This is a genomic window from Streptomyces sp. NPDC058955, assembly GCF_042741435.1.
Classification (GTDB): Bacteria; Actinomycetota; Actinomycetes; order Streptomycetales; family Streptomycetaceae; genus Streptomyces.
Genome location: NZ_JBHYKM010000005.1, coordinates 35,880 through 47,952, shown reverse-complemented (window position 1 = coordinate 47,952; position 12,073 = coordinate 35,880). Strand labels below are relative to the sequence as shown.

Annotated in this window: 9 protein-coding genes; 6 read left to right on the top strand and 3 right to left on the bottom strand. The window is 73.0% G+C overall.

Annotated elements, in window-relative coordinates:
- Positions 1-14: 14 nt before the first annotated feature.
- Together ACFW1I_RS03825 and ACFW1I_RS03820 are read right to left on the bottom strand one after the other, a co-directional pair.
- The gene (locus tag ACFW1I_RS03825) at positions 15-863 is read right to left on the bottom strand and encodes a nitroreductase/quinone reductase family protein (RefSeq protein ID WP_384665741.1); all 849 of its coding nucleotides are present in this window, start codon (positions 861-863) and stop codon (positions 15-17) included.
- A 187-nt stretch (positions 864-1,050) separates the two neighbouring features.
- Positions 1,051-2,478, bottom strand: coding sequence for a cation:dicarboxylate symporter family transporter (locus ACFW1I_RS03820; RefSeq protein ID WP_384665739.1), 1,428 nt, complete (start codon positions 2,476-2,478; stop codon positions 1,051-1,053).
- 127 nt (positions 2,479-2,605) lie between these two features.
- On the opposite strand from ACFW1I_RS03820, the gene ACFW1I_RS03815 reads away from it, so the two are divergent.
- From ACFW1I_RS03815 to ACFW1I_RS03805, 3 genes are all read left to right on the top strand, one after another.
- Positions 2,606-4,234, top strand: a complete 1,629-nt coding sequence (locus ACFW1I_RS03815) for an ATP-binding protein (protein ID WP_384665737.1) — start codon at positions 2,606-2,608, stop codon at positions 4,232-4,234.
- Complete coding sequence (locus ACFW1I_RS03810; RefSeq protein WP_384665735.1) at positions 4,231-4,920, top strand: response regulator; 690 nt, start codon at positions 4,231-4,233, stop codon at positions 4,918-4,920. Before ACFW1I_RS03815 ends, ACFW1I_RS03810 begins: the two co-directional genes overlap by 4 nt.
- 199 nt (positions 4,921-5,119) lie before the next feature.
- Positions 5,120-5,728, top strand: a complete 609-nt coding sequence (locus ACFW1I_RS03805) for a helix-turn-helix transcriptional regulator (protein ID WP_384665887.1) — start codon at positions 5,120-5,122, stop codon at positions 5,726-5,728.
- Between the two features lie 67 nt (positions 5,729-5,795).
- Here the strand turns inward: ACFW1I_RS03805 and ACFW1I_RS03800 are convergent, their stop codons facing one another.
- Positions 5,796-6,821: a 6-phosphofructokinase gene (locus ACFW1I_RS03800; protein ID WP_384665733.1), complete on the bottom strand. Its 1,026-nt coding sequence runs from the start codon at positions 6,819-6,821 to the stop codon at positions 5,796-5,798.
- 334 nt (positions 6,822-7,155) lie between these two features.
- On the opposite strand from ACFW1I_RS03800, the gene pta reads away from it, so the two are divergent.
- The 3 genes from pta to pyk all read left to right on the top strand — a co-directional run bounded on the left by pta (position 7,156) and on the right by pyk (position 11,989).
- Positions 7,156-9,249: a phosphate acetyltransferase gene (gene pta, locus ACFW1I_RS03795; RefSeq protein ID WP_384665731.1), complete on the top strand. Its 2,094-nt coding sequence runs from the start codon at positions 7,156-7,158 to the stop codon at positions 9,247-9,249.
- Positions 9,246-10,460 carry an acetate kinase gene (locus ACFW1I_RS03790; protein WP_384665729.1) on the top strand — a complete coding sequence of 405 codons (1,215 nt, stop codon included), beginning with the start codon at positions 9,246-9,248 and terminating at the stop codon, positions 10,458-10,460. Before pta ends, ACFW1I_RS03790 begins: the two co-directional genes overlap by 4 nt.
- Positions 10,461-10,558: 98 nt before the next feature.
- Entirely contained in the window at positions 10,559-11,989 is a 1,431-nt protein-coding gene (gene pyk / locus ACFW1I_RS03785) for a pyruvate kinase (RefSeq protein WP_384665728.1), read from the top strand.
- The last annotated feature ends 84 nt before the right edge of the window (positions 11,990-12,073 follow it).

Here is a 12,073-nt window from a genome sequence, read left to right as displayed (position 1 = left end):
GCCGGGACGCCGACTCAGCCGGCCGCTCTGAGGAGCGGGACGATCTCCGCCTCCTCGTACGCGAAGTGCGTCTCCAGCTCCGTCCGCAGCCGGTCGAACTCGGGGCGCAGCTCCGCCGGGCCGGTCTCGTCGACCCGGGCCAGCAGCCCCCGCAGTCCGTCCAGGGCGCGGGCGACGGTGTCGTGCTCGGCGCGCAGCCGCTCGAAGACGCCCGCCTTCTCCGGGAACTCCCGGACCAGGTACGGGAAGAGGCCCGCGTCCTCGCCGCCGTGGTGGTGGGCGAGACCGGCGCAGAAGGTGAGGCAGTGGCGGCGGAGCTCCACCGTGAGGTCGGCGGCGCCCGGCGCGGCGAGGCCGTCGGCGAGGGCCGCGAGTTCGCCGCGCAGCCAGTCGTGGATCTTCACCAGCTCGTCGGCGAGGGCGTCGAGCCGGGTCGGCGGGGTGTAGTCGTCGGCCGGGATCCGGTGCAGGACGACGACGGGCAGGACCCGGTCGGTGGCCTTCTGGTAGTCGGCGTAGCCGGGAGCGGCGGCGACGACCTTCGCGAAGAGCGCGTCCCGCTCGGCGCCGGTGGCGGCGACGGCGGTGGCCCGCCAGGTGTCCGCGCCGAGTTCGACGGTCACCGTGGGGTGGACGAGGACGTTGCGGTACCAGTCCGGGTGGCGGTCGGAGCCGCCGGCCGAGCCGACGACGAGGAGCCGGTCGCCGTCCTCGACGAAGCCGAGCGGAGTGGTGTGTTCCCTGCCGGACCTGGCGCCGGTGGTGGTGAGGAGGAGGAGCACCCATCCCTCGAAGGGGCCGCCGAGTCGACCGGCGTTGGTGCGGAATTCTTCGATGACGCTGACATTGAAGTCGAGAGGCAACTGCCGCCCTCTCCTGTCCTCTTGCCTCCATGTCTCCGCTTTCGAGCGCGGACCGACACGCGACGTGAGTGCGCCCATTCTGACGCGGAGGCCCTTGACGGTGTCAAGGGCCTTTTTCGCGGGGCGGGTTCCTCCCGGTGCCCGGATCCGGCTCAAGGCCCGGGTCCCGGGAGGAGGTTCGGGGCGGTCAGACGCCGGCGCGGGCGCGCTCCTCGCCCTGGTCGCGCTGGTCGGGCACGGCTCCGGGGGCGTCGGTGAGGTCGTGTCCGTCGTGGTCGTCGGCGAACGTCTTCTCGTCGAAGGGGAACTTCCCCGCCAGGACCTCCGTCACCCGCGTCCGGTCGATCTCCTTCGTCCAGGTGCCGACGAGGACGGTGGCGACGGCGTTGCCCGCGAAGTTGGTGAGGGCGCGGGCCTCGCTCATGAAGCGGTCGATGCCGACGATCAGGCCGACGCCGTCGACCAGGTCGGGGCGGTGCGACTGGAGGCCGCCGGCGAGGGTCGCGAGACCGGCGCCGGTGACGCCGGCGGCGCCCTTCGAGGCGATGATCATGAAGACGAGGAGGGAGATCTGCTCGCCGATCGAGAGCGGGTCGCCCATCGCCTCGGCGACGAAGAGCGAGGCCATCGTGAGGTAGATGGCGGTGCCGTCGAGGTTGAAGGAGTAGCCGGTGGGGACGGTGATGCCGACGACCGGCTTGGAGACGCCCAGGTGCTCCATCTTCGCGATCAGCCGGGGCAGCGCCGACTCGGAGGAGGAGGTCGAGAGGATCAGCAGGAACTCGCGGCCCAGGTACTTGAGCAGCGACCAGATGTTGACCCCGGCGACCAGCCGGAGCAGCGTGCCGAGGACGACGAAGACGAAGAGGGCGCAGGTCACGTAGAAGCCGACCATGATGACGGCGAGCGACTTCAGCGCGTCGAGGCCGGTCGCGCCGACGACGGCGGCGATGGCGCCGAAGGCGCCGACCGGGGCCGCCCACATGATCATGGAGAGGATCCGGAAGACGAGCCGCTGGATGTGCCCGATGCCGCGGAGGACCGGCTCGCCGGCCGGGCCCATCGCCTGGAGCGCGAAGCCCGCGAGGAGGGCGACGAGGAGGGTCTGCAGGACCTCGCCGCCGGTGAAGGCGGAGACCAGGGTCGTCGGGATGATCCCGAGCAGGAAGTCGGCGGTGCCCTCGCTCGCGCCCTCGGCCTGCTTGGCGCCGGCCTCGGCCAGCTCCTTGGTGAGGTGGAGGCCGGAACCGGGCTCCAGGAGGTTGCCGACGACGAGGCCGATCGCGAGTGCGACGGTCGACATCACCATGAAGTAGCCGAGCGCGAGGCCGCCGACCGCACCCACCTTCGCGGCCTTGCGGACCGAGCCGACGCCCAGCACGATCGTGCAGAAGATGATCGGCGAGATCATCATCTTGATCAGGTTCACGAAGCCGGTGCCCAGCGGCTTCAGCTCGACGGCCACGCCCGGGGCGAGGAATCCGACGCCGATGCCGAGCAGCACGGCGCCGATCACGGCCAGATACAGATAGTGGGTACGGTCCCGGCGAGCGGCCACGGGGTCCTCCTCGTGCTGATGGGTGTCCACGTCCCGGTGGACTCCGCGACTATCCATCAGCCTGTGACCGGGGTCACCGTTGCGTACGTTTCGTTCATGGCCGAAACGCGCGCCCGCCGCTTCCGCGGAGAACGATTCGGGAACGCAATACCCCGGAGCAAATCCCGGCGTGCACACTTGCCGCATGCGTCTCCCGCACTTCCGCCCCCTCCCCCTGCCGCGGCCCCGCAGCCTGGCCGGCCAGCTCTTCGCGATGCAGGTCGTGCTGATGGCCGCGGTCGTGGCGGGCTGCGCGGTCTTCGCGTACGTCACGGACCGGGCGCAGGCCGAGGAGACCGCGCGCCGGCAGTCCACGGCGACCGCGACGGCCGTCGCCGGCTCGCCGTCCGTCGTGGCGGCGGTCCGCACCGCCGATCCGTCCGCCGCGCTCCAGCCGTACGCGGAGGAGCTGCGCCGGCGGGCGGACGTGGCCTTCGTGGTGATCATGGCGCCGGACGGGACGCGGTGGACGCACCCGGAGCCCGACCGGATCGGCCGCCACTACCTCGGGCACATCGAGCCGGCGCTGCGCGGCGAGACCTACTCGGAGACGTACCCGGGGACGCTCGGCCCGTCGGTGCGGACGATCACGCCGGTGTTCGACGGCGGCCGGGTGGTCGCCCTGGTCAGCGCGGGCATCACCATCGAGCGGATCAGCGCGCAGGTGCGGGAGCAGGTGGCCGCGCTGCTCGGCATGGCGGGCTTGGCGCTCGCGCTCGGCGGCGCCGGGACGTACGTGGTCAACGCGCGGCTGCGACGGCACACCCACGGGATGAACGCCGCCGAGCTGAGCCGGATGCACGACTACCACGAGGCCGCGCTGCACGCGGTGCGGGAGGGCCTGGTGATGCTCGACGGGCGGCGCAGGATCGCGCTCATCAACGACGGGGCGCGGGAGCTGCTGGGCCTGGACGAGGGGGTGGTCGGCCGGTCGGCCGCCGAGCTGGGGCTCCCGGCGCCGCTGACCGGGGCGCTGCTCTCCTCGGAGCCCCGGGTGGACGAGACCCATCTGACCGACGACCGGGTCCTCGTCGTCAACACCCGCCCGGTGGTCGGCGGGGAGCGGCGCGGCACCGTGGTGACGCTCCGGGACCGCACCGAACTCCAGGCGCTGTCCGGGGAGTTGGACTCGCAGCGCGGTTTCACGGAGGCGCTGCGCTCGCAGGCTCACGAGGCGGCGAACCGGCTCCACACGGTGGTGTCGCTGATCGAGCTGGGGCGGGTGACCGAGGCGGTGGAGTTCGCGACGGCGGAGCTGGAGCTGGCCCAGGCGCTCACCGACCGGGTGGTGGACGCGGTCGGCGAGCCGGTCCTCGCGGCGCTGCTGCTGGGCAAGGCGGCGCAGGCCAACGAGCGGGGCGTGGAGCTGGTCCTCACCGAGGACAGCCGGATCGACGACGGGCTGCTCCCGCCGGCGCTGGCGCCGCGGGACCTCGTCACGGTCCTGGGCAATCTCGTGGACAACGCGGTGGAGGCGGCCGGCGGCACCCCGCACGCGCGCGTGACCGTCACGGTCGCGGCCCGCTCCGGCGACGGCGAGCTGCTGCTCCGGGTCGGCGACAGCGGGCCCGGCGTCCGCCCCGCCGACCGGGACGCGGTGCTCGGCCGGGGCTGGTCCACCCGGGGCCCGGGCCGCGGGCTCGGCCTGGCGCTGGTCCGGCAGGCCGTCACCCGGGCGGCCGGCACCCTCACCGTGGACGAGGCGCCGGAGGGCGGCGCCCGCTTCACGGTCCGGGTGCCGCTCCCCCGTACCCCCGCCGGAGGCGACAGGTGAACGGGCCGCAGGAGATCCGGGTGCTGGTGGTCGAGGACGATCCGGTCGCCGCCGACGCGCACGCGCTCTACGCGGGCCGGGTGGAGGGCTTCCGGGTGGTCGGGGTGGCGCACTCGCGGGCGGCGGCGGTGCGGCTGCTCGACCGGGTGCCCGTCGACCTGATCCTGCTCGACCTCTACCTGCCGGACGGGCACGGGCTCGCCCTGCTGCGGGCGCTGCGGGCCGCCGGGCACGGGGCGGACGTCATCGCGGTGACCTCGGCGCGCGATCTGGCCGTGGTCCGCGAGGGGGTCTCCCTCGGGGTGGTCCAGTACGTCCTCAAGCCCTTCGCCTTCGCCACCCTGCGGGACCGGCTGACCCGGTACGCCGAGTTCCGGGGCGCGGCCGGCGAGGCGTCCGGGCAGGACGAGGTCGACCGGGCGCTCGCCGCGCTGCGCGCCCCGCAGCCGGCGACGCTGCCGAAGGGGCTGAGCGGTCCGACCCTGGAGTCGGTCACCCGCTCCCTGCGGGAGTCGCCGGCCGGTCTGACCGCCGCCGAGGCGGGCGCGGCGGTCGGCATCTCGCGGATCACCGCCCGGCGCTACCTGGAGCACCTGGTCACCGAGGGCCGTGCGGTCCGGGCCCCGCAGTACGGCCAGATCGGCCGCCCGGAACTCCAGTACCGCTGGCGCGGCGGCGGCCGCTGAGCGACGCCCCGGGGGGCGGTCTCCGCTCACCGGACGTCACGTCCCGATTACCGGCCGGTTCCCACCTTCCTACAGGCCGTGGCCTCAGATGAACGCACCGTAGCCATCCGTCGGGGCGCGTGCCTACCGTGGCGTGGTGCACCATCCCTCTCCTCCCTTCGACGCCCCGGCCGCGCGCCGCCTGCGCCAAGGGCTCGGCATGGCACCGGGCCATGTCGCGTACGGCCTGCGCGCCCAGTACGGCCTCTCCGTCACCCCCGACACCGTCGCCGCCTGGGAGCGCGGCACCCTCGCGCCGAGCGAACAGGAGCTGACCGCCCTCGCCGGCGTCCTGTGGTGCTCGCCCGCCGACCTGATCGCCGTCGCCTCCACCCTGCGGGAGCACCGGGTGGCGCGCGGGCTCTCCGTGGAGGAGCTGGCCCGGCACGTCGGCGTCGCCGCACACGCGTACCGCCGGATGGAGGACGCGGGCGACTGGAAGGGCACCGAGCGGCAGACGGCCGCGCTCGCCCAGGTCCTCGGCCTCGGCCCGCGGGCGCTGATCACCGCCACCGGCGGCGACGGACGCCTCGCGGAGCTGCTGCGGGACGCGGCGACGACCCGCTGGCAGGCGTACGTGAAGCCGACGGTGCGGATGCTGCCGCTGCCGAAGCAGGTGGTGGAGCCGGCGCTCGCTCGGCTGCACGCCGAGTACCACGCCCATATGGCGGCGACGTCCAGCTGGGGCGCGTCGGGGGCGACGGGCGACGAGGGCCGGGCGTACCTGGAGGCGATCACCGACCACTTCTGGGCGGCGGTGGGGCACTAGTACCCCTGGAGAAAGACGACGGAGGTCCCGCTCGGCGGGACCTCCGTCCTGGTACGGCGAGGAGCGGTCAGAAGACCGACTCGGCCTCCCGGATCCGGTCCGCCGGGACCGTCTTCAGCTGGGTGACGGCCTCGGCCAGCGGCACCATCGCCACGTCGGTGCCGCGCAGCGCGGTCATGTTGCCGAAGTCGCCGCGGTGCACGGCCTCCACCGCGTGCCAGCCGAAGCGGGTGGCGAGGACGCGGTCGTACGCGGTCGGGGTGCCGCCGCGCTGGACGTGGCCGAGGATGACCGGGCGGGCCTCCTTGCCGAGCCGCCGCTCCAGCTCGTACGCGAGGGCGGTGCCGATGCCCTGGAAGCGCTCGTGGCCGAACTGGTCGATCTCGCCCTTGCCGTAGTCCATCGTGCCCTCGGCCGGGTGGGCGCCCTCGGCGACGCAGATGACGGCGAACTTCTTGCCGCGGGCGAAGCGCTCCTCGACCATCTTGACCAGGTCGGCCGGGTCGAAGGGGCGCTCGGGGAGGCAGATGCCGTGGGCGCCGCCGGCCATGCCGGATTCGAGGGCGATCCAGCCGGCGTGGCGGCCCATCACCTCGACGACCATCACCCGCTGGTGGGACTCGGCGGTGGTCTTCAGCCGGTCCATCGCCTCGGTGGCGACGCCGACGGCGGTGTCGAAGCCGAAGGTGCGGTCGGTCGACGAGATGTCGTTGTCGATGGTCTTGGGGACGCCGACGACCGGCACGCCCGCGTCGGACAGCATCCGGGCGGCGGTCAGGGTGCCCTCGCCGCCGATCGGGATGAGGGCGTCGAAGCCGCTCTTCTCCACGAGCGCCTTGGCGTTGTCGCAGGCGGCGGCGAAGCGGTCGCGCTCCAGCCGGGAGGAGCCGAGGATGGTGCCGCCGCGGGCCAGGATGCCGCTGACGGCGTTGAGGTCGAGGGGGCGGTAGCGGCCGTCGAGGAGTCCGGCGTAGCCGTCCTCGAAGCCGATGACCTCGTCCCCGTAGTTGGTCACGGCCCGGTGCACGACCGACCGGATCACTGCGTTCAGGCCGGGGCAGTCGCCGCCTGCGGTGAGGACTCCGATGCGCATCGTGCTGTGTCTCCTGCTCGGTCGCGGTCCGTTTGAGCCGTTTCGATTCTCACACGGCGGATCCGTCCGGGGCGTTCGCCGCTGCTCCGCGCGTGCCGGGCGCGGGGCCGAACGGGGGGCCTTTCGTCCCTCGGGGAGGGCCCTTCGTACGGCGGGCGACCTACCCAGGTGCGGGGGTATTGTCAAGGGGGTAATGCCGCCCTATCGGCTTCTTTTCGAGGACGAGGGTTGACGCAGGGCGAGGGCCGGGCCCCGAGGACGGGCCGGGCCCTCACGCAGGACGGCCCTTCCACGGGACGGGCCCCTACCGCAGGACTGGACAGGAGACCACGGCGTGACGCGCAGCGTGTACGTGACCGGGATCGACCGCGGGGACGGCCGCCAGGTCGTCGAGCTGGGAGTCATGGAGCTCCTCACCCGACAGGTGGACCGCGTGGGGGTGTTCCGCCCCCTGGTGCACGACGGCCCCGACCGCCTCTTCGACCTGCTGCGCGCCCGCTACCGGCTGACCCAGGACCCCGCCGCGGTCTACGGCATGGACTACCACGAGGCGTCCGCGCTCCAGGCCGAGCAGGGCACCGACGAGCTGGTCTCCCGGCTGGTCGACCGCTTCCACGCGGTCGCCCGCGACTACGACGTCGTCCTCGTCCTCGGCACCGACTTCGCCGCCACCCAGCTCCCCGACGAGCTGGCCCTCAACGCCCGCCTGGCGAACGAGTTCGGCGCCTCCGTCATCCCGGTCGTCGGCGGCAAGGGCCAGCCCTCCGAGTCCGTGCGCGCCGAGGCCCGCAACGCCTTCCGCGCCTACGACGGCCTGGGCTGCGACGTCCTCGCGATGGTCGTCAACCGGGTGGCGGCCGAGGACCGCGAGGCCATCGCCGAGCGGCTGACCGCCCGACTGCCCGTCCCCTGCTACGTCCTCCCGGACGAGCCGGCGCTCGCCGCCCCCACCGTCGCCCAGATCACCCACGCGCTCGGCGCCACCGTCGTCCTCGGCGACGACGCCGGGCTCGCCCGCGACGCCCTGGACTTCGTCTTCGGCGGCGCGATGCTGCCGAACTTCCTCAACGCGCTGACCCCCGGCTGCCTGGTCGTCACCCCCGGGGACCGCGCCGACCTGGTCGTCGGCGCGCTCGCCGCCCACTCGGCCGGCACGCCCCCGATCGCCGGCGTCCTGCTCACCCTGGACGAGCGGCCCACCGACGCGATCCTCACCCTGGCCGCCCGGCTCGCCCCCGGCACCCCGGTGATCTCCGTGCCCGGCAACAGCTTCCCGACCGCCGCCGAACTCTTCGCCCTGGAGGGCAAGCTGAACGCGGCCACCCCGCGCAAGGCGGAGACCGCGCTCGGCCTCTTCGAGCGGCACGTGGACACCGCCGACCTGCTCAAGCGGATCTCGGTGGCGCCCAGCGGCCGGGTCACCCCGATGATGTTCGAGCACGAACTCCTGGAGCAGGCGCGGGCCGACCGGCGCCGGGTGGTGCTGCCCGAGGGCACCGAGGAGCGGGTGCTGCGCGCCGCCGACGTGCTGCTGCGCCGGGACGTCTGCGACCTCACCCTGCTCGGCGACGTCGAGGCCATCCGCAAGAAGGCCGCCGACCTGAGCGTGGACCTGCGGGACACCCAGCTGATCGACCCGCAGACCTCCGAGCTGCGGGACGACTTCGCCCAGAAGTACGCGGCGCTCCGCGCCCACAAGGGCGTCACGGTGGAGCTGGCGTACGACGTCGTCTCGGACGTGAACTACTTCGGCACCCTGATGGTCCAGGAGGGCCTGGCCGACGGCATGGTCTCCGGCGCGGTCCACTCGACCGCCGCGACCATCCGCCCGGCCTTCGAGATCATCAAGACCAAGCCGGACGCCTCGATCGTCTCCTCGGTCTTCTTCATGTGCCTCGCCGACAAGGTGCTGGTGTACGGCGACTGCGCGGTCAACCCGGATCCGGACGCGGAGCAGCTGGCGGACATCGCCGTGCAGTCGGCGGCCACCGCGGCCCGCTTCGGCGTCGACCCGCGGATCGCGATGCTGTCGTACTCCACCGGCACCTCCGGCTCCGGCGCCGACGTCGACAAGGTCCGCGAGGCCACCAAGCTGGTCCGCGAGGCACACCCGGCGCTGCGGATCGAGGGCCCGATCCAGTACGACGCGGCCGTGGAGCCCTCCGTGGCGGCGACCAAGCTGCCCGGCTCGGAGGTGGCCGGCCAGGCGACCGTGCTGATCTTCCCGGACCTCAACACCGGCAACAACACCTACAAGGCGGTGCAGCGTTCGGCCGGCGCCGTCGCCGTCGGCCCGGTCCTCCAGGGCCTGCGCAAGCCGGTCAACGACCTCTCGCGCGGCGCCCTCGTCAGCGACATCGTCAACACGGTCGCCATCACGGCGATCCAGTCCCAGGTCCCCGCCCCGGCTGAGGAGCTTCCCGCATGACCGGCACCCCCACCCGCGTCCTCGTCCTGAACTCCGGGTCCTCCTCGGTGAAGTACCAGCTCCTCGACATGGGCGACGGCAGCCGGCTCGCCCAGGGCCTGGTGGAGCGGATCGGCGAGGACACCTCCCGGCTCGCCCACACCCCGCTCCAGGGCGGGGGCGGCGCGAAGCGCGAGCGGACCGGGCCGATCCCCGACCACGCGGCGGCGCTGAAGGCGGTCGCCGAGGAGCTGGCGGCGGACGGGCTCGGCCTGGACTCCCCCGAGCTGGCCGCGATCGGCCACCGGGTGGTGCACGGCGGGCTGCGGTTCACCGAGCCGACCGTCATCGACGACGAGGTGATCGCCGAGATCGAGCGGCTCGTGCCGGTGGCGCCGCTGCACAACCCGGCGAACCTGCTCGGCATCCGCACGGCCATGGCGCTCCGCCCCGACCTGCCGCAGGTCGCCGTCTTCGACACCGCCTTCCACACCACGATGCCGGAGGCGGCGGCCCGGTACGCGATCGACGTGGAGACCGCCGACGCGCACCGGATCCGCCGCTACGGCTTCCACGGCACCTCGCACGCGTACGTCTCCCGGGCGACCGCGAAGCTGCTCGGCAAGGCGCCCGAGGAGGTGAACGTGATCGTGCTGCACCTCGGCAACGGCGCCTCCGCCTCGGCGGTGCGCGGCGGCCGCTGCGTGGACACCTCGATGGGCCTGACCCCGCTGGAGGGCCTGGTCATGGGGACCCGCTCCGGCGACATCGACCCGGCGGTCACCTTCCACCTCAAGCGGGTGGCGGGGATGTCGGCGGACGAGATCGACGTCCTGCTCAACAAGCGGTCGGGGCTCGTCGGGCTGTGCGGCGACAACGACATGCGCGAGATCCGGCGCCGGATCGACGAGGGCGACGAGCGGGCCGCGCTCGCCTTCGACATCTACGTCCACCGGCTGAAGAAGTACATCGGCGCGTACTACGCGGTGCTCGGCCGCGTCGACGCGGTCGCCTTCACCGCCGGCGTGGGCGAGAACGCCGCGCCGGTACGGGAGGCGGCCATCGCCGGCCTGGAGGAGCTGGGCCTCGCCGTGGACGCCGGCCTCAACGCCGTGCGGTCGGACGAGCCGCGGGTGATCTCGCCCGAGTACGCCCGGGTGGCGGTGGCCGTGGTGCCGACCGACGAGGAGCTGGAGATCGCCCGTCAGAGCTACGCACTCGTGAGCGGGTAGCCACTCGAAGGAGTGAACGCCTGAGCGGGCCCGCGCCCATTTGTACTTTCCACCAGCCGGAATATTCCGCAGCGAAACAAACCGATAGGATCCGCCTCATGCGCCGTTCCAAAATCGTCTGCACGCTGGGCCCCGCCGTCGACTCGTACGAGCAGCTGAAGGCTCTCATCGAGGCCGGCATGAACGTGGCCCGTTTCAACATGAGCCACGGGACCCAGGCAGAGCACCAGGAGCGGTACGACCGTCTCCGCAAGGCCGCCACCGACACCGGCCGCGCCGTCGGCGTGCTGGCCGACCTCCAGGGCCCCAAGATCCGGCTGGAGACCTTCGCGGAGGGTCCGGTCGAGCTGGTCCGCGGGGACGAGTTCACCATCACCACCGAGGACGTCCCCGGCGACAAGTCCATCTGCGGCACCACCTACAAGGGCCTCCCGGGGGACGTCTCCAAGGGCGACCAGGTCCTCATCAACGACGGCAACGTCGAGCTGCGGGTCGTCGAGGTCGAGGGCCCCCGGGTCAAGACGGTCGTCATCGAGGGCGGCGTGATCTCCGACCACAAGGGCATCAACCTGCCCGGCGCGGCGGTCAACGTCCCGGCCCTCTCCGAGAAGGACGTCGAGGACCTCCGCTTCGCGCTCCGGATGGGCTGCGACATGGTCGCGCTCTCCTTCGTCCGCGACGCCGCCGACGTCAAGGACGTCCACAAGGTGATGGACGAGGAGGGCCGCCGGGTCCCCGTCATCGCCAAGGTCGAGAAGCCGCAGGCCGTCGAGAACATGGCCGAGGTCGTCGCCGCCTTCGACGCCGTCATGGTCGCCCGCGGCGACCTCGCCGTCGAGTACCCGCTGGAGCGGGTGCCGATGGTGCAGAAGCGGCTCGTCGAGATGTGCCGCCGGAACGCCAAGCCGGTCATCGTCGCCACCCAGATGATGGAGTCGATGATCACCAACTCGCGGCCCACCCGCGCCGAGGCGAGCGACGTCGCCAACGCCATCCTGGACGGCGCCGACGCGGTCATGCTCTCCGCCGAGTCCTCGGTCGGCGCCTACCCGATCGAGACCGTCAAGACGATGTCGAAGATCGTCGCCGCGGCCGAGGAGGAGCTGCTCTCCAAGGGCCTCCAGCCCCTGGTCCCGGGCAAGAAGCCGCGCACCCAGGGCGGCTCGGTCGCCCGCGCCGCCTGCGAGATCGCCGACTTCCTCGGCGGCAAGGCGCTGATCGCCTTCACCCAGTCCGGCGACACGGCCCGCCGCCTCTCCCGCTACCGGACGCAGCAGCCGATCCTGGCCTTCACGACGGACGCGAACACCCGCAACCAGCTCACCCTGAGCTGGGGCGTCGAGTCCTTCCTCGTCCCCTTCGTCGACAACACCGACGCGATGGTCGACCTCGTCGACGCCGAGCTGCTGAAGCTCCAGCGCTACAACGAGGGCGACACCATGGTCATCACCGCCGGCTCGCCCCCCGGCGTCCCCGGCACCACCAACATGGTCCGCGTCCACCACCTGGGCGGCGGCGACGGCGCCTGACGCGAACGGCAGCGTTGTGGGGGTGGGGGGGGGGTGGGGGGAGTGGGGTGAGGCTGGGGGCTGGGGGCTCGCGTGTGGGGGTCT

Coding starts and splice junctions, on each gene's coding strand:
- ACFW1I_RS03820 (WP_384665739.1), bottom strand. CDS start 2,478: ATGGATAGTCGCGGAGTCCACCGGGACGTGGACACCCATCAGCACGAG.
- ACFW1I_RS03815 (WP_384665737.1), top strand. CDS start 2,606: ATGCGTCTCCCGCACTTCCGCCCCCTCCCCCTGCCGCGGCCCCGCAGC.
- ACFW1I_RS03805 (WP_384665887.1), top strand. CDS start 5,120: ATGGCACCGGGCCATGTCGCGTACGGCCTGCGCGCCCAGTACGGCCTC.
- ACFW1I_RS03800 (WP_384665733.1), bottom strand. CDS start 6,821: ATGCGCATCGGAGTCCTCACCGCAGGCGGCGACTGCCCCGGCCTGAAC.
- ACFW1I_RS03790 (WP_384665729.1), top strand. CDS start 9,246: ATGACCGGCACCCCCACCCGCGTCCTCGTCCTGAACTCCGGGTCCTCC.
- pyk (WP_384665728.1), top strand. CDS start 10,559: ATGCGCCGTTCCAAAATCGTCTGCACGCTGGGCCCCGCCGTCGACTCG.